This is a genomic window from Mycobacterium sp. NPDC003323 (assembly GCF_053589535.1).
Window position 1 is genome coordinate 997,298 of record NZ_JBSFSB010000001.1, and the last position, 17,577, is coordinate 1,014,874.

Consider the following 17,577-nt stretch of genomic DNA (forward strand, 5'->3'; position numbering starts at 1 on the left):
CTCGCGGGGAAGAGGAGAAGTAGTAATGCCACGTCGTTCCGACCTCAACCATGTGCTGGTGATCGGCTCCGGCCCGATCCTGATCGGCCAGGCCGCCGAGTTCGACTACTCGGGCACCCAGGCCTGCCGCGTGCTGCGCGCCGAGGGCCTGCAGGTCACGCTGATCAACTCCAACCCGGCGACGATCATGACCGACCCCGAATACGCCGACAACACCTACGTCGAGCCGATCACCCCGGGCTTCGTCGAGAAGGTCATCGCCCAGCAGGCCGAACGCGGCAACAAGATCGACGCCGTGCTGGCCACCCTGGGTGGCCAGACCGCGCTGAACACCGCCGTCGCGCTGTATGAGAGCGGGGCGCTGGAACGCTACGACGTCGAGATGATCGGCGCCGACTTCGACGCCATCCAGCGTGGCGAGGACCGCCAGAAGTTCAAGGACATCGTGGCCAAGGTGGGCGGCGAATCGGCGCGCAGCCGGGTGTGTTTCACCATGGACGAGGTCCGCGACACCGTCGCCGACCTGGGGTTGCCCGTCGTCGTTCGGCCCAGCTTCACGATGGGCGGCCTGGGATCCGGCATGGCCTACTCCGCCGAGGATGTCGAGCGGATGGCCGGGGATGGACTCGCGGCCTCCCCGTCGGCGAATGTGCTGATCGAGGAATCCATCTACGGGTGGAAGGAATACGAGCTCGAGCTGATGCGCGATCACCACGACAACGTGGTGGTGGTCTGCTCGATCGAGAATTTCGACCCGATGGGCGTGCACACCGGCGACTCGGTGACCGTCGCCCCGGCGATGACGCTGACCGACCGCGAGTACCAGACCATGCGCGATCTCGGCATCGCCATCCTTCGCGAGGTCGGTGTGGACACCGGTGGCTGCAACATTCAGTTCGCCATCAATCCCGAGGACGGCCGGCTCATCGTCATCGAGATGAACCCGCGCGTCTCGCGTTCCAGCGCGCTGGCCTCCAAGGCGACCGGGTTCCCGATCGCCAAGATCGCCGCCAAGTTGGCCATCGGGTACACCCTCGACGAGATCGTCAACGACATCACCAAGGAAACCCCGGCCTGTTTCGAGCCGACGCTGGACTACGTGGTGGTCAAGGCGCCGCGGTTCGCCTTCGAGAAGTTCCCCGGCGCCGACCCGACGCTGACCACCACCATGAAGTCGGTGGGCGAGGCGATGTCGTTGGGCCGCAACTTCATCGAGGCGCTCGGCAAGGTCATGCGCTCGCTGGAGAACAAAAAGGCGGGCTTCTGGACCGGCCCGGACCGGGACGCCTCCCTGGAGGAGCTGCTGACCGATCTGCGCACCGCCACCGACGGCCGGATGTATGACATCGAGCAGGCATTGCGTCTCGGCGGCACCGTCGAGCAGGTGGCCGAGGCGTCCGGGGTCGACCCCTGGTTCGTCGATCAGATCGCCACCCTGGTGACGTTGCGCACCGAGTTGGTCGACGCACCGGTGCTGGACGAGTGGTTGCTGCGCCGCGCCAAGCACAGCGGCCTCTCGGATCGCCAGATCGCTGCGCTGCGACCGGAACTGGCCGGTGAGGCCGGAGTCCGGGCATTGCGCGAGCGCCTCGGTATCCGGCCGGTCTACAAGACCGTCGACACCTGCGCCGCCGAGTTCGAGGCCCGCACGCCGTATCACTACAGCAGCTACGAGCTCGACCCGTCCGCCGAGACCGAGGTCGCCCCGCAGGCGCAGCGGCCCAAGGTACTCATCCTGGGTTCCGGGCCGAACCGGATCGGGCAGGGCATCGAGTTCGACTACAGCTGCGTGCATGCCGCGACCACGCTGAGTGCGGCCGGGTTCGAGACCGTGATGGTCAACTGCAATCCCGAGACCGTGTCCACCGACTACGACACCGCCGACCGGCTGTACTTCGAACCGCTGACCTTCGAGGACGTGCTGGAGGTCTACCACGCCGAGCAGGAGTCCGGTGCGGGCGGGCCGGGTGTCGTGGGTGTGATCGTGCAACTCGGCGGGCAGACCCCGCTGGGGCTGGCCGAGCGGCTGGAGCGCGCCGGTGTGCCGATCGTCGGCACCAAACCCGAGGCCATCGATCTGGCCGAGGACCGCGGCCTGTTCGGTGAGGTGCTGGTCAACGCCGGACTGCCCGCACCGCGCTTCGGCACCGCCACCAGCTTCGAGCAGGCCCGCCGGATCGCCGCCGACATCGGCTACCCGGTGCTGGTGCGCCCCTCCTACGTGCTGGGCGGACGCGGCATGGAGATCGTCTACGACGAAGAGACGTTGCAGGGGTACATCACCCGGGCCACCGAACTGTCCCCGGAGCACCCGGTGCTGGTGGACCGCTTCCTCGAGGACGCCATCGAGATCGACGTCGACGCGCTGTGCGACGGCACCGAGGTGTACATCGGTGGCGTGATGGAGCACATCGAGGAGGCCGGTATCCACTCCGGTGACTCCGCCTGCGCGCTGCCGCCGGTGACGCTGGGCCGCACCGATATCGAGAAGGTGCGCTACGCCACCGAGGCCATCGCCCACGGTATCGGCGTGGTGGGCCTGCTCAACGTGCAGTACGCCCTCAAGGACGACGTGCTCTACGTCCTGGAGGCCAATCCCCGGGCCAGCCGCACCGTGCCCTTCGTCTCCAAGGCCACCGCGGTGCCGCTGGCCAAGGCCTGCGCCCGGATCATGCTCGGCGCAACCATCGCCGAGCTGCGCGCCGAGGGTGTGCTGGCGCGCACCGGTGACGGGGCCACGGTGTCCCCGCACGCGCCGATCGCGGTCAAGGAGGCCGTGCTGCCGTTCCACCGGTTCCGTAAGGCCGATGGCTCCCAGGTCGATTCACTGCTGGGCCCGGAGATGAAGTCCACCGGTGAGGTGATGGGCATCGACCGCGACTTCGGCACGGCCTTCGCCAAGAGCCAGACCGCGGCCTACGGATCGCTGCCGGCCTCGGGCACGGTGTTCGTGTCGGTGGCCAACCGGGACAAGCGTTCGCTGGTGTTCCCGGTGAAGCGGCTGGCCGACCTCGGGTTCCGGGTGCTGGCCACCGAGGGCACCGCGGAGATGTTGCGTCGCAACGGTATTCCGTGTGACGAGGTGCGCAAGCACTTCGAGACCGAGAGCGAACCCGGTTCCGACGGTCGCCGCTCGGCGGTCGACGTGATCCGCGCCGGCGAGGTCGACATGGTGATCAACACCCCGTACGGCAACTCCGGACCGCGCGTCGACGGTTACGAGATCCGGTCGGCCGCAGTCTCGGTCAACATCCCGTGCGTGACGACCGTGCAGGGCGCCTCGGCGGCGGTGCAGGGCATCGAGGCCGGTATCCGTGGCGATATCGGGGTGCGTTCGCTGCAGGAGCTGCACAGCCAGCTGGCCGAGAAGTGACGCCCTTCGGCGCACGGCTGGCCGAGGCCGTCGCGGCCAGGGGTCCGCTGTGCCCGGGCATCGATCCGCACCCGGAGCTGTTGACGGCCTGGGGTCTGGGTACCGATGTCGACGGGCTGCGCGTGTTCAGCGACATCTGTGTGCAGGCCTTCGCCGAGGTCGCCATCGTCAAGCCGCAGGTCGCGTTCTACGAGGCCTACGGTTCGGCCGGATTCGCGGTGTTGGAACGCACATTCGCGGGTCTGCGCGAGGCCGGGGTGCTGGTGCTCGCCGACGCCAAGCGGGGCGATATCGGCTCGACCATGGCCGCCTACGCCCGGGCCTGGGCCGGCGAGTCACCGTTGGCCGCCGACGCGGTCACCGCGTCACCGTACCTGGGCTTCGAATCGCTACGTCCGCTGCTCGACGTCGCCGCCGCCAACGGCAGGGGAGTATTCGTGCTGGCGGCGACCTCCAACCCCGAGGGGGCGAGCGTGCAGCGCGCCGTCGCCGAAGACCGGACCGTCGCACAGTCCATCGTCGACGCCGTCGCGGCCGAGAATGCGCGCAGCGCAAGCGGTTCGGTGGGCGTCGTGGTGGGGGCGACGCTGGCCGAGCTACCGGAGCTGGGTGCCCTCGGCGGGCCGGTGCTGGCACCGGGGGTGGGTGCGCAGGGCGGGCGTGTCGAGGATCTGGGTCGGCTGGGGACGCGGGTGCTGCCCGCGGTGTCGCGCGAGATCCTGCGAGCCGGTCCGGATATCGATGCGTTACGCGCGGCGACGGCCACGCTGCGTGATCAGGTCGCCTACCTGGGCTGAGCGCGGCGGCGGCGGATGAGCGCGACGGCCGGCGCCGTCACCGCCACGGCCAGGATCAACGCGGCCGGTCAGGTCACCGCGGTTGGGCTGTGCTGGATCACGTGCTGGTGGGCCGTATCGGCCGGCGCCCGCTCGAAGGTGTCCGAGGTGAAGGACAGCCGCAGCGGCTGCAGGGTGCCGGTCAGCTGAGTGGCCGGGGTGTCGGTTGCCGGCTGGATACCTCGCACGGGCCGATGCGCCGAGTGCCGAGGACATCGACGGAGCCCGGCCGGCTGCCGTTCCGGTTCGTCGAACACGGTGGCCTCGCCGCAGGGTGACGTTGGCGGCTGAGGGGACCGGCATCACCCAGGCCGCACGATCGGAACCGCCGTGCACGTCGAGTGACATCAGGATGTTCTGCGTGCTGCCATCCCAGGTGATCAGCGGGCGCTCGTCGACCACCGACGCGCCCGCCCGGTCGGGGATGTAGGCGCCGCAACCACAGGCCCGCGCCGGCGCGGCAGGGCTCGTCGTGAGCGCGACGAGCACGGTCGCCAGGACGGCGCACGCGGTCCGTCGGGCTGCTGACATCGCCCGACCGTACCGGCCGGGTGGGGTCCCGATCGGCGCTTCGACCGGGTCGTTCGCAGACTGCTGGGGCGCCGATCCTACTCTGACCCGCAACCGAATCTTTAGGACGGCTACCGACCGGTAGGTGACGGGGCTGCGACACGCCCGACACGCCATGACCAGCGAAAATTTCTCATCCGACCGCCAGAATTCGCGTTTCCGCAAAGTCGGGCGTCGTCCGCGGAAACCCGCGCCGACCAGCCGAAGCGGCGAAAACCATTGATATGCAGGCACATCAGGTTCTCGGCTCGCGAAGTGCGGACCTGGACCCGATAATCCGGCGTCGTGCTCGCACGCTGTACACGCTGGTCTTTTGGCCGCAGAACCCGGGGGTGGGGTTAGCTTTCGTCAGGTTGCGTGGGTACGGTCGTCGTCGCTGGCTGGTTACGTGATCCAGCCGTGACGAAACAACAGATGGCGAGAGACGGAGGAACCCCGTGGCCCTTCCCCAGTTGACCGACGAACAGCGCGCGGCAGCGTTGGAGAAGGCTGCTGCCGCACGTCGAGCGCGAGCCGAGCTCAAGGATCGGCTCAAGCGCGGCGGCACCAACCTCAAGCAGGTGCTCACCGACGCCGAGACCGATGAGGTCTTGGGCAAGATGAAGGTTTCCGCATTGCTGGAGGCCCTGCCCAAGGTCGGCAAGGTCAAGGCGCAGGAAATCATGACCGAGCTGGAGATCGCCCCGACCCGCCGTCTGCGCGGCCTCGGCGATCGTCAGCGCAAGGCCCTGCTGGAGAAGTTCGACTTCTCCTAAAGCGCGAACATTTTGAAGACCGGTGGTGGGCCGGACGGGGCTGCAGTCGTGGTGCTGTCCGGCCCGTCCGCCGTCGGGAAGTCGACGGTCGTGCGGTGTCTGCGCGACCGGATTCCCGACCTGCATTTCAGCGTGTCCGTGACGACACGCGCACCGCGACCCGGTGAGGTCGACGGTGTGGACTACACGTTTGTCTCGGCGGCCGAGTTCCAGCGACTGATCGATGACGGTGAACTGCTCGAGTGGGCCGATATCCATGGCGGGTTGCACCGCTCGGGGACGCCCGCGGCGCCGGTGCGCCGCGCGGTCGCGGCCGGTTGCCCGGTGCTCATCGAGGTGGATCTGGCCGGCGCCCGAGCGGTCAAGGCCGCGATGCCCGAGGCGACATCGGTGTTCCTGGCGCCACCGAGCTGGGCGACGCTGGAGGAGCGGCTGACCGGCCGGGGCACCGAGAGCCCGGAGGTCCAGGCCCGCCGACTGGCGACGGCGCGTCAGGAACTGGCGGCCCAGGACGACTTCGATGTGGTGGTCGTCAACCGTCAATTGGAATCGGCCTGCTCGGAATTGGTATCCTTGCTGGTGGCCCATTAGCCGGTTTGCCTCAGCATCACCAACTGCATCGTCTCTAACGCCGATACTTCGTACATCTTGGGAGATATTTCGTGACCACGCCTGTCGAGAACATCGACGCCGCCAGCGCCTACGACACCCCGCTGGGTATCACCAACCCGCCCATCGACGAGTTGCTCAGTCGTGCGTCGAGCAAGTACGCGCTGGTGATCTACGCCGCCAAGCGCGCCCGGCAGATCAACGACTACTACAACCAGCTCGGTGACGGCATCCTGGAGTACGTCGGCCCACTGGTGGAGCCGGGTCTGCAGGAGAAGCCGCTGTCGATCGCGATGCGTGAGATCCACTCCGACCTGCTCGAGCACGCCGAGGGCGAGTAACCGACGGCGCCGGCCCGAGACATGACCGACCGCAAACGCATCGTCGTCGGCGTTGCCGGGGGCATCGCCGCCTACAAGGCGTGCACGGTCGTCCGTCAGTTGACCGAGGCCGGACATTCCGTCCGCGTCGTTCCCACCGAGTCGGCGCTGAAGTTCATCGGCGCCGCCACCTTCGAGGCGCTGTCCGGGCAACCGGTGCACACCGGGGTGTTCGAGAACGTCGATGAGGTGCCGCACGTCCGGATCGGTCAGCAGGCCGATCTGGTGGTGGTGGCCCCGGCGACCGCCGACCTGCTGGCCCGCGCCGTGGCCGGTCGCGCCGATGACCTGTTGACCGGAACGCTGCTCACCGCGCGGTGTCCGGTGCTCTTCGCGCCGGCGATGCACACCGAGATGTGGTTCCACCCGGCCACCGTCGACAACGTGGCCACGCTGCGCCGTCGCGGCAGCGTCGTGCTGGAGCCCGCGTCCGGGCGCCTCACCGGTGCCGATACCGGTCCGGGCCGGCTGCCCGAGGCCGAGGAGATCACCACCCTGGCCGGGCTGCTGCTGGAGCGCGGGGATGCGCTGCCCTACGACATGTCCGGGGTCAAGGTGCTCGTCACCGCCGGCGGCACCCGCGAACCGCTGGATCCCGTCCGATTCATCGGCAATCGCAGTTCCGGTAAGCAGGGCTATGCCGTCGCCCGAGTGATGGCCCAGCGCGGTGCCGAGGTGACCCTGGTGGCCGGAAACACCTCGGGTCTGATCGATCCGGCCGGGGTCAACGTGGTGCGCATCGGTTCGGCGGCCCAACTCGGCGACGCGGTCTCCAAGCTGGCACCGGAAAACCACGTGCTGGTGATGGCCGCCGCGGTCGCCGACTTCCGGCCCGCCCATGTGGCGACCGCCAAGATCAAGAAGGGGGCCTCGGAGCCTTCGTCGATCGATCTCACGCGCAATGACGATGTGCTCGCCGGGGCCGTCCGGGCCCGGGCCGAGGGGCAGCTGCCCAATATGAAGGCCATCGTCGGGTTCGCCGCCGAGACCGGCGACGCCGACGGCGACGTGCTGTTCCACGCGCGCGCCAAGCTGCGCCGCAAGCGCTGCGACATGCTCGTCGTCAATGCCGTCGGGGAGGGCAAGGCGTTCGAGGTCGACCACAACGACGGATGGATGCTGGCATCGGATGGAACCGAGACCGCGCTGGAGCACGGTTCGAAGACTCTGATGGCGAGCCGTATCGTGGACGCGATCGGAGCGTTCCTGCACCATTGACAACCGCGGGACACTGCGGCCAACGGTTGCGCCAACCGCCCTCACGCGGTTGGCTGCCAGAGAACAACGTTATGATTCGCCTACCTAACTATTTGGAGGATGTCACGTGAGCGCAGGTCGGCTGTTTACCAGTGAGTCGGTGACCGAAGGACACCCCGACAAGATCTGTGATGCCATCAGCGACTCCATCCTCGATGCGCTGCTGGCCGTCGACCCCAAGTCGCGTGTCGCCGTCGAGACCGCGGTGACCACCGGCCAGGTGCACGTCATCGGCGAGGTCACCACCTCGGCGAAGGAAGCCTTCGCCGATATCAACCAGACGGTGCGCGATCGCGTCCTGGAGATCGGCTACGACTCGTCGGACAAGGGCTTCGACGGCGAGACCTGTGGTGTGAACATCGGCATCGGCCGCCAATCCCCGGACATCGCGATGGGTGTCGACACCGCGCACGAAACCCGGGTCGAGGGTGCGGGCGATCCGCTGGACCTGCAGGGCGCCGGCGACCAGGGGCTGATGTTCGGTTACGCCATCAAGGACACCCCGGAGTTGATGCCGCTGCCGATCGCGTTGGCGCACCGGCTGTCGCGCCGGCTGACCGAGGTCCGCAAGAGCGGCGTGCTGGACTACCTGCGCCCGGACGGCAAGACGCAGGTCACCGTGCAGTACGACGGCACCACGCCGGTGCGTCTGGACACCGTGGTGCTCTCGACGCAGCATGCCGCCGGTATCGACCTGGACGCCACCCTGGCGCCCGATATCCGCGAGAAGGTGGTCAACACGGTGTTGGCCGACCTCAACCACGACACCATGGACACCTCGGACTTCCGCCTGCTGGTCAACCCGACCGGCAAGTTCGTTCTGGGCGGGCCGATGGGTGACGCCGGTCTGACCGGCCGCAAGATCATCGTCGACACCTACGGCGGCTGGGCACGCCACGGCGGCGGCGCTTTCTCCGGCAAGGATCCGTCAAAGGTGGACCGTTCGGCCGCGTACGCGATGCGCTGGGTCGCCAAGAACGTGGTCGCGGCCGGCCTCGCCGAACGCGTCGAGGTCCAGGTCGCCTACGCCATCGGCAAGGCGGCTCCGGTCGGCCTGTTCGTCGAGACCTTCGGCAGCGAGACGGTCGACCCGGCCCGCATCGAGAAGGCCATCACCGCGGTGTTCGACCTGCGCCCGGGTGCGATCGTGCGCGACCTGGACCTGCTGCGCCCGATCTACGCGCCGACCGCCGCCTACGGTCATTTCGGTCGCACCGATATCGACCTGCCCTGGGAGCGCACCGACAAGGTCGAAGAGCTCAAGGCTTCTGTCTGATCCTCGCCCAAACGAACATTTGGGCGCAGAAGTGCGAGTAGATCACGACAGTTCGTCACTCTCGGTGACTACCGAGTGAACTCGTAATCGGTCAACGGGAAGCTGCGGCTGCGCCAGTACGCCTCCGGCGTACTGGCCGGCCGCAGCGGGACGTCACCGTTGCGGTCGAAGTAGTAGCTGTTGGCCGTCGCGCAGCTGTCCTGCCAGAAGATCTGCCGGTGCCGTTTGCGCATCATCTCGTCGAAGTACCGATCGTTGGCCTCGGCGCGCACCTCCACCCGGGTGGCGCCGCCGCGGTCGGCGTGCTGCAGGCACCGCACGATGTGGCGGGTCTGGGTCTCGATCAGCGCGAAGTAGGACGAGCCGACGTACCCGTAGGGTCCGCAGATGTTGAAGAAGTTCGGGAACCCGGGCACGCTGACGCCCTCGTAGGCCTGCATCCGGTGCTGCGACCAGAACTCGGCCAGTGCCTGTCCGCCCAGCCCGATCAGCGGAAAAGTGCCCGAATCGACGTCCATCACCTTGAAACCGGTGGCCAACACCAGCACATCGATCTGGTGGGTGACACCGTCGGCGGTCACCACGCCCGCCGGTTCGATGTGGTCGATCGGCTCGGTGATCAGGTGCACGTTGTCGCGGTTGAACGTGCTCAGGTAGCCGTTGTGGAACGCCGGTCGTTTGCATCCGACGGCGTAACGCGGCGTCAGGCGTTCGCGCAGTTCGGGATCGGCGACCTCGCGGCGCAGATAGTTCAGCCCGAGTCGACGCGCACTGCCCGACAGCGGGAAGACGCAGTGATACTGCGCGGTCAGCGGGAAGGTGACCTCCACATAGGTCTGGCTGAGCGCGCGCTGCACCGAGCTGCCGAACGGCAGCCGCATCGCCCAGCGCGCCGGCGCGGGCAGCGGCATGTCGAGCTTCGGGAAGCACCAGATCGGAGTGCGCTGAAACACGTTGAGCTGCGCGACGATCGGGGCGATTTCGGGGATCAGTTGCACCGCCGAGGCCCCGGTGCCGATGACCGCGACCCGCTTGCCGGTCAGATCGAGGTCATGGTCCCACCGGGCGGTGTGTACGGTGGTGCCCGCGAAGCTGTCCACGCCCGCGATATCGGGCGGTTTCGGGACGTTGAGCACGCCGGCGGCGTTGATCAGGTGCCGGGCGGTGATGGTGCCGCCATCGGTCTCGACGCGCCAGACATCGTCATCGGCATCGAAGTGCGCGCCGGTGACCTCGGTGTCGAACCGGATGCGGGAGCCGATCCCGTACTTCTCGACGCAGTGGTCGGCGTAGGCCTTCAACTCACGGCCCGGCGCATAGGTGCGTGACCAGTGCGGACTCTGTTCGAAGGAGAACTGGTAGGAGAACGACGGGATATCCACGGCCACACCGGGATAGGTGTTCCAGAACCACGTTCCGCCGGCCTCCGGGCCGGCCTCCACGATCAGGTAGTCGTGCAGGCCCGCCTCGTCGAGTTTGATCGCCGCGCCGATACCGGAGAAGCCTGCTCCGACGATCAGCGTGTTGTGATCCGGTGTCATGACAACGACTCTCAGGGGTGGAGGGCGGCCCGCAGGGCAGCGATCCCGCGGTCGGTGGCCTCGGCGGCGGCGGGGGAGGCCAGGGCCAGACTCACGTACCCGTGCACCATGGTCGGTTCGTTGCTGTGCTGCACCGAAACCCCTGCCGCACCCAGCATCTCGGCGTACTTGGCGCCGTCGTCACGCAGCGGATCGTGTTCGGCGGTCCCGATATAGGCCGGCGGCAGACCGGCCAGCGTCGCCGCATTGGCCGGTGCGACGTCGGTCGGCAACCCGGCCGGATCGTCGAGGTCCACCCCGGGTAGATACCAGGTGAGGAAGGCGTCGGTGACATCCCTGTTGAGGATGTAGGCGTCGGCGTTCTCGATGAACGACGGTGCCGATCGGTCTCCGACGGCCACCGGGTACCACAGCAACTGGAACACCAGGGGCGGACCGCCGGCGTCGCGGGCCCGCAGCGCCATCACCGCGGACAGGTTCCCGCCCGCCGAATCACCGGCCACGGCAATGCGTTTCGGGTCCCCACCGAGTTCGGCGGCATGTTCGCCCACCCAGCGCAGTGCCGCCCAGGCGTCCTCGACACCCTCGGGGTAGGGATGTTCGGGAGCCAAGCGGTAGTCCACCGACACCACGATCGCCTCGGCGCCGACGGCATGTGCCCGCGCCACGTGGTCGTGGGTGTCCAGGTCGCCGATCGCCCACCCGCCCCCGTGGTAGTAGACGACGACGGGCAGATCATCGTGTTTGTCGACCGGCGGCCAGTACACGCGCGCCGGGATGTCGGTCAGCTCGCCGTGGCCGATGATGCGCTCCTCGATGCGCAACTGCGGCAGCATGCTCGGCGGCGGTTTCATGACCCGGAATTTCTCCCGGGCCACCTCCACACCGTCTGCGGCGGTGAACTCCAGGGGCACCGCATCCAGCAGTGCCTTGAGATTCGGGTCGACAGCGGGACGCGTGGAGGTCATGGTTTCGAGGCTAACGCGGCGCGCAGGTCGGCAAGGCCACGATCGATCGCCTCGGTGGCCGCCGGGACCACACCGTGATAGCCGAGGTACCCGTGTACCAGCGTCTCGGCGTTGTGGACCTGCGCCGGGACACCCGCCGCCGTCAGCAGCTCGCCGTAGCGCACCCCGTCATCGCGCAGCGGGTCATATCCGGCCACCGCGATATAGGCCGGTGCCAGGCCGGCCAGCGACTCGGCGCGGGCCGGGACCAGCGTGGCCGGTGGATTCTTCAGGTCGACATCGCCGGCATAGAGCAGCGAGAACTTCCCGACGGCCCCGCGGCCGAGGATCGGTGCATCGGCGTTCTCGGTGAACGACGGCAGGCGGGTGTCCCAGGTGGTCGCCGGATACCAGAGCAGTTGCCTGCGCAGCGGCAGTCCGGCGTCGCGGGCCAGCAACGCCACCACCGCCGCGAGGTTGCCGCCGGCCGAGTCGCCCGCGACGGCCAGCCGGGTGCCGTCGGCACCCAGTTCATCGGCGTGCTCGGCCACCCACCGCGTCACCGCCCAGACATCGTCGACCGCGGCCGGATAGGGATGTTCGGGCGCCAGCCGGTAATCCACCGACACCACCACCGCCTCGGCGCCGACACAGTGCTGGCGTGCGGTGCCGTCATAGCTGTCCAGGTCGCCGACCACCCAGCCGCCCCCGTGGAAGAACAGCACCACCGGCGGGGCCGGATCCGACGTCGGCGGCCAGTACACCCGCACCGGCACCCCGGCGATGCTGCGATCCTCGACGCGCAGCTCGGGATGCACCTCGCGGCGGGGCAATGCGGCGAACCGCGCGCGAGCCGCGTCGGGGCCGCCGTCCATCGTCAATTGGAACGGCACGGCTTCCAGTACCTTCTCCAGAATGGCGTCCAAGGCGGGTCTGTCGGTACCGGATTCAAGCATGGCATCACCGTACGCAGCGCGCTGGACGCGCCTGCTGTGGGTCCTGGCCGTGTTGACCGGCGCCGGCTACGGCCTCTTCCTGGTCATCGTCGCGCTAAGGGTCCCGGCCGGGGCCGAACTGACCGGGCAGTTCGCGCTGCAACCGGCGGTCAAGGCCGCCGCCGCGGTGCTGCTGGCGCTGGCCGCGCTGCGCCATCCGATCGCCCGGGAACGGCGGTGGCTGGTGGCCGCCCTGGTCGGGTCGGCGGCAGGGGACTATCTGCTGGCGATGCCGTGGTGGGAGCCGTCGTTCGTGCTGGGGCTGGCTTCGTTCCTGGTGGCGCATCTGTGTTTCCTGGCCGCGCTGATTCCGCTGGTGGCGCGCCGGCAGTCCCGGCTGATCGCCGCCGGTGTGGTGGTGCTGGCCTGTGCGGCGCTGCTGGTGTGGTTCTGGCCGGCGCTGATCGCGCAGGGCATGGCGCTTCCGGTCACCGTCTACATCGCCGTGCTCGGAGCCATGGTGTGCGCGGCGCTGCTGGCGGAACTGCCGACGCCGTGGACGGCGCTGGGCGCGGTGTGCTTCGCGGTATCGGATTCGATGATCGGGATCAGCAAGTTCGTCCTCGGTGATGAACGGCTGGCCGTCCCGATTTGGTGGGCGTATGCCGCCTCGCTGCTCCTGATCACCGCCGGATTCTTCTTCGGCAGGCACCGGCCGCAGCGGTGACCCCGACCCGCCACCCCGCCGAGCACGAGCCGATCGCGCGGGTGCTGCCGATGCTGTCGGTACCGCACCTGGACCGCGATTTCGACTACCTGGTGTCGGCCGACCAGTCCGACGACGCGCAGCCCGGGGTCCGGGTCCGGGTGCGCTTCCACGGTCGGCTGGTCGACGCGTTCATCCTGGAGCGGCGCTCGGACACCGACCATGCCGGCAAGCTCGGCTGGCTGGACCGGGTGGTGTCACCCGAACCCGTGCTGACCCCCGATATCAGGCGGCTCGCCGACGCCGTGGCGGCCCGCTACGTCGGCACGCGGCCCGATGTGCTGCGCCTGGCGGTGCCACCACGCCACGCCAATGTCGAGAAGCAGGCCCGACCGGAACTGGCGCCTTTGGAGCACCGCCCGGTCGACGGGACCGGCTGGAACCGGTACGGGCGCGGCGAGCAGTTCCTGGCCGCGCTGCGTGATGGCCGGGCCGCCCGTGCGGTGTGGCAGGCCTTGCCCGGCGAGCAGTGGCCGCTGCGGCTGGCCGAGGCCGCGGCGGTGACGGTGAACGCCGGCCGCGGCGCGCTGATCGTGGTGCCCGACCAGCGTGACGTGGATGCGGTGCACGCGGCGGCGATCGGCTGCGTCGACGACTCCCGCGTCGCCGCACTGTCGGCGGGGCTGGGCCCGGCACAACGCTATCGACGTTGGCTGTCGGTGTTGCGCGGGCAGGCCCGGCTGGTGATCGGTACCCGCAGTGCGGTGTTCGCCCCCGTCACCGATCTGGGCTTCGTCGTCGTCTGGGACGACGGTGACGACTCACTGTCCGAACCGCGGGCGCCCTACCCGCACGCACGTGAAGTCGCCATGTTGCGCGCGCACCAATTGCGTTGCGCCGCAATGATCGGCGGCTACACACGCACGGCGGAAGCCCACGCGCTGGTGCGCAATCGCTGGGCGCACGACCTGGTGGCCACCCGTGCGGTGGTGCGCGCGCACGCGCCGCGGGTGGTCGCGCTGGACGACGACGCCTTCGAGCACGAGCGCGATCCGGCGGCGCATACCGCCCGGCTGCCGTCGATGGCGCTGCGCACGGCCCGGACCGCGCTGGCCGCCGGACATCCGGTGCTGGTGCAGGTGCCCCGGCGCGGCTACATCCCGGCTTTGGCGTGCGCGAAGTGTCGGACGGTGGCCCGCTGCAGGCATTGCACCGGGCCGCTGCAGCTGACCGAACGCGACGCGCACGGTGCGGTGTGCCGCTGGTGTGCCCGTACCGATCTGATGTTGCGGTGCGCGAACTGTGGCTCGGATGCGGTGCGCGCCGTCGTGGTGGGGGCCCGGCGCACCGCCGAGGAACTGGGCCGGGCGCTGCCGGGGGCCACCGTCATCACCTCCGGCGGGGATTCGGTGCTCGCGACCGTGCCGGCGAAGCCCGCCGTGGTGGTGGCCACCCCGGGCGCGGAGCCGGTGGCCCCCGGCGGTTACGGGGCGGCGCTGCTGCTGGATGCGTGGGCGCTGCTGGGCCGGCAGGATCTGCGCGCCGTCGAGGACACGCTGCGCCGTTGGATGGCGGCGGCCGCCTTGGTGCGCAGCCGCGCCGACGGCGGCACCGTCGCCGTCATCGCCGAATCGGCGATCCCGACGGTGCAATCGCTGATCCGCTGGGATCCGGTCGGTCATGCCGATGCCGAGCTGGCGGCCCGCGACGAGGTGGCCCTGCCGCCGGCGGTGCACCTGGCCGTCCTCGACGGCGCGCCGGAGGCGGTGATGGCCCTGCTGGACGCCGCCACACTGCCCGAGCACGCCGAGCCGCTGGGGCCGGTGGATCTGCCGCCGGGGGCACGCCGCCCGCCCGGGATCGCCGTCGACAGCCCGGTCAACCGGATGCTGGTGCGGGTGCCCCGGACCGGCGGACTGGAACTGGCGGCGGCGCTGCGCCGGGCGGTGAACGCGATGTCCGGCCGCCACGATCAGCAGCCGGTGCGTGTGCAAATGGACCCGTTGCACATAGGGTAGGCAGCATTCCTACAGGAGGTGGGCATGGGGCGGCTGTTCAAGATGCTGATCCCGTTGCTGCTCATCGCCTTTGGCGTGTTGTGGCCGGTGATCTTCAGTGCGGGCTTCGGCGCTCAGGCCGATACCGCCGAGGACCCGGTGCGCATCACCGAGTACACCGCGCACTACACCGTCGCCGAGGACGGCGCCGTCGACGCGGTGGAGACCATCACCGGCGAGTTCCCCAGCGACCGGCACGGCATCTTCCGCTACTGGGACATCACCAACCAGAACAACCCGCACGTGCGGCAGGTGCCCGAGATCGAGTCGGTGCTGCTCGACGGCGACCCGGAGTCCTACCAGCTGCTCTGGGAGGGCCGGGAACGATTCCGGGTGGCCAAGATCGGTGACCCGGATCGGACGCTGGTCCCGGGCACCCACACGTTCGAGATCCGCTATGCGGTACCCGGTGTGCTCGACCCTGGGAACACCGGTGCCGACCGAGACTTCGGCTCCCGGACCGGTCGCGGCCCCGCCGAGACGGTCTTTTTCTGGAATGTGGTGGCACCGGGCTGGAGCAACCGAATCGACGCCGCCGACATCACCGTCACCCTGCCGCAGCGGGTGACCGACGCGCAGTGCTCGGTCGGGTACGGCCGCGGCGAGGCGTGTGACGACCTGACCGTCGACGGCCGCACCGTCACCCTGTCGGCGCGCGATCTGGCGCCACGCACCCCGGTGACGCTGCGTGCCGGTGTGGACATGCCGACTCCGCCGCGCGCCGAGCTGCCGTGGACCCATCACTGGGACCGGGTGCTCGGCCGTTCCCCGAGCACCATGCTGACGCTGCTGGGCATTTCGGCGCTGGCGGCTGGGGCGGCGCTGCTGTGGTACCGCACCACCGTCGAGCCGAACCCCGGGTTCGGGATTCAGTACGCGCCGCCGCCCGGACTCGGTCCGGTGCAGACCGAGTACATCCGCATCGAGTCGGTGCCCCGCCACGGTCTGACCGCCACGCTGTTCTACCTGGCCGAGCGCGGCCTCGTGGAGTTGCGACAGATCGACGAAGGCCGGTGGGACGTCACCGGCACCGCTGCGCAGGGGGCCTGGGCCGATGTCGATGCGGTCAGTGTCGCCGTCGGGTCCGCGTTGAAGGTGATGGGCCCCGGTGCGCAGTTCTCGGCGCACAGATCGGTGCAGTCGGGGGAGAAGCTGAACAAGGCCAAGACCGATATGGCCGCCGCGGTGCGCAGGTGGGCGATCGATGAGGGGCTGGTGGTCAAGCGCCGCAAGGAAATGTGGCTGCGCGCCGCCAACGCGGTGGCCGCCATCCTGATGTTCTGCGGATTCTTCCGGTGGGGCTTCCCGATCACGCTGTGGGCGTTGCCCTTTGCATCGTTCTTCCTCTTCTCGGCCGCGGCCTGGGGTGACGGTGTGGGTACCCGTCGCACCGCGGCGGGCCGTCAGCTGTGGTCGCAGGCCGGCGGATTCCACCGGTTGCTGTCCACCGACTCCGCGGAGAGCCGCTTCGACTTCGCCGCACGCAAGGATCTCTACACCGCCTACATCCCGTTCGCGGTCGCCGCGGGCACCGCCGCGCTGTGGGCACAGAAGTACCAGGCCGCCACCGGCGTGGCGGCACCCCAGCCGAACTGGTATCACTCGTCATCGAGCTCGTCGTGCAATGTCACGTCGGGTTCGGGCGGCACGGATTTCGACAGTTTCGAATCGGCGCTGTCGTCCTCGATCGGCGCCTACACCGCAGCGCAGTCCTCCTCCAGCAGTGGCGCAAGCAGCAGCAGTAGCAGCGGTGGAGGTGGCGGCGGAGGCGGCGGAGGGGGAGGTGGTGGCTCATGGTGAGAGCGGTGCTGGTGCTGGTGTTGCTGATCGCGGTGGCGGTACTGGTCGTCATCGTCGTCGGCTACAACAAGCTGAGATCGGCCGATGTGCGGGTATCGGAGGCACTGTCCGGGATCGACGTCGAGCTGACCAGGCGGGCCGCACTGATCCCGAGCCTGGTGCACACCGTCGGCGGCTTCGCCAGCCACGAACAGGCGCTGCTCAACCATGTCAGCCGGGCGCGCACCCGGCTCGACGCGGCCACCGGTGGTGCCTCGGTGGCCCAGCGCAGCGCCGCGGAGTCCGAACTCGATGCGGCGGTCATGCGGGTACTGGCGCTGGGGCAGAGCCATCCGCAGCTGAACTCGTCGAACAACTTCTTGAACCTGCAGCAGAACCTGGCCGACACGGAAAACAAGCTGGCCTTCGCCCGCCAGTACTACAACGACGCCGTCGCCACGGTGAATCGGCTGATCACCACCATGCCGTGGATGTTCGTCGCGCCCATCGCCGGCGTCGGTGAGCGCGAGTTCTACCGGGCGCCGCGCTGACGGGT

15 protein-coding genes and 1 pseudogene are annotated in these 17,577 nt (G+C 69.1%); 11 read left to right on the top strand and 5 right to left on the bottom strand.

Annotation, left to right across the window (positions count from 1 at the left end):
• Positions 1 to 25 precede the first annotated feature (25 nt).
• Both carB and pyrF read left to right on the top strand, forming a co-directional pair.
• A complete protein-coding gene (carB, locus tag ACWDUN_RS04680) occupies positions 26 to 3,373 on the top strand; it encodes a carbamoyl-phosphate synthase large subunit (RefSeq protein WP_449925172.1) in 3,348 nt (1,115 codons plus the stop codon).
• Positions 3,370 to 4,170, top strand: coding sequence for an orotidine-5'-phosphate decarboxylase (gene pyrF, locus ACWDUN_RS04685; protein ID WP_449925175.1), 801 nt, complete (start codon positions 3,370 to 3,372; stop codon positions 4,168 to 4,170). The genes carB and pyrF overlap by 4 nt, the downstream gene beginning before the upstream one ends.
• Positions 4,171 to 4,238: 68 nt before the next feature.
• Here pyrF and ACWDUN_RS04690 read toward each other — a convergent pair whose 3' ends face one another.
• Both ACWDUN_RS04690 and ACWDUN_RS04695 read right to left on the bottom strand, forming a co-directional pair.
• Positions 4,239 to 4,397 (bottom strand): hypothetical protein, encoded by a 159-nt coding sequence (locus tag ACWDUN_RS04690; protein WP_449926347.1) that lies wholly within the window; start codon positions 4,395 to 4,397, stop codon positions 4,239 to 4,241.
• A gap of 136 nt (positions 4,398 to 4,533) precedes the next feature.
• Positions 4,534 to 4,896 (bottom strand): annotated as a pseudogene (locus ACWDUN_RS04695) (hypothetical protein); the annotation flags it as partial.
• A gap of 320 nt (positions 4,897 to 5,216) precedes the next feature.
• On the opposite strand from ACWDUN_RS04695, the gene mihF reads away from it, so the two are divergent.
• The 5 genes from mihF (at position 5,217) to metK (ending at position 9,056) form a co-directional block, all read left to right on the top strand.
• Positions 5,217 to 5,534 (top strand): integration host factor, actinobacterial type, encoded by a 318-nt coding sequence (gene mihF, locus ACWDUN_RS04700; protein WP_011894593.1) that lies wholly within the window; start codon positions 5,217 to 5,219, stop codon positions 5,532 to 5,534.
• 12 nt (positions 5,535 to 5,546) lie between these two features.
• Entirely contained in the window at positions 5,547 to 6,125 is a 579-nt protein-coding gene (gene gmk / locus ACWDUN_RS04705; RefSeq protein ID WP_449925200.1) for a guanylate kinase, read from the top strand.
• 71 nt (positions 6,126 to 6,196) lie between these two features.
• A complete protein-coding gene (rpoZ, locus tag ACWDUN_RS04710) occupies positions 6,197 to 6,484 on the top strand; it encodes a DNA-directed RNA polymerase subunit omega (protein WP_449925203.1) in 288 nt (95 codons plus the stop codon).
• 21 nt (positions 6,485 to 6,505) lie between these two features.
• Positions 6,506 to 7,741, top strand: coding sequence for a bifunctional phosphopantothenoylcysteine decarboxylase/phosphopantothenate--cysteine ligase CoaBC (gene coaBC, locus ACWDUN_RS04715; RefSeq protein ID WP_449925206.1), 1,236 nt, complete (start codon positions 6,506 to 6,508; stop codon positions 7,739 to 7,741).
• A gap of 106 nt (positions 7,742 to 7,847) precedes the next feature.
• Positions 7,848 to 9,056 (top strand): methionine adenosyltransferase, encoded by a 1,209-nt coding sequence (metK, locus tag ACWDUN_RS04720; RefSeq protein WP_449925209.1) that lies wholly within the window; start codon positions 7,848 to 7,850, stop codon positions 9,054 to 9,056.
• 68 nt (positions 9,057 to 9,124) lie between these two features.
• On the opposite strand, the gene ACWDUN_RS04725 is transcribed toward metK, so the two are convergent.
• The 3 genes from ACWDUN_RS04725 to ACWDUN_RS04735 are packed head-to-tail and all read right to left on the bottom strand — an operon-like array spanning position 9,125 to position 12,500.
• Positions 9,125 to 10,597 (bottom strand): flavin-containing monooxygenase, encoded by a 1,473-nt coding sequence (locus tag ACWDUN_RS04725; protein ID WP_449925212.1) that lies wholly within the window; start codon positions 10,595 to 10,597, stop codon positions 9,125 to 9,127.
• 11 nt (positions 10,598 to 10,608) lie between these two features.
• Positions 10,609 to 11,565, bottom strand: a complete 957-nt coding sequence (locus tag ACWDUN_RS04730; protein WP_449925215.1) for an alpha/beta hydrolase — start codon at positions 11,563 to 11,565, stop codon at positions 10,609 to 10,611.
• Entirely contained in the window at positions 11,562 to 12,500 is a 939-nt protein-coding gene (locus tag ACWDUN_RS04735) for an alpha/beta hydrolase (protein ID WP_449925217.1), read from the bottom strand. The genes ACWDUN_RS04730 and ACWDUN_RS04735 overlap by 4 nt, the downstream gene beginning before the upstream one ends.
• Here ACWDUN_RS04735 and ACWDUN_RS04740 point away from each other — a divergent pair.
• Genes ACWDUN_RS04740 through ACWDUN_RS04755 form a run of 4 tightly spaced genes read left to right on the top strand, consistent with a single transcriptional unit; the run spans position 12,499 to position 17,572 of the window.
• Entirely contained in the window at positions 12,499 to 13,206 is a 708-nt protein-coding gene (locus ACWDUN_RS04740) for a lysoplasmalogenase (RefSeq protein WP_449925220.1), read from the top strand. The two genes, ACWDUN_RS04735 and ACWDUN_RS04740, sit on opposite strands and share 2 nt — an antisense overlap.
• A gap of 50 nt (positions 13,207 to 13,256) precedes the next feature.
• Positions 13,257 to 15,203, top strand: a complete 1,947-nt coding sequence (locus ACWDUN_RS04745) for a primosomal protein N' (protein ID WP_449926276.1) — start codon at positions 13,257 to 13,259, stop codon at positions 15,201 to 15,203.
• Positions 15,204 to 15,227: 24 nt separating this feature from the next.
• Entirely contained in the window at positions 15,228 to 17,042 is a 1,815-nt protein-coding gene (locus ACWDUN_RS04750) for a DUF2207 domain-containing protein (RefSeq protein WP_449925223.1), read from the top strand.
• Positions 17,036 to 17,572 carry a LemA family protein gene (locus tag ACWDUN_RS04755; protein WP_449925226.1) on the top strand — a complete coding sequence of 179 codons (537 nt, stop codon included), beginning with the start codon at positions 17,036 to 17,038 and terminating at the stop codon, positions 17,570 to 17,572. The genes ACWDUN_RS04750 and ACWDUN_RS04755 overlap by 7 nt, the downstream gene beginning before the upstream one ends.
• Positions 17,573 to 17,577: the final 5 nt, after the last annotated feature.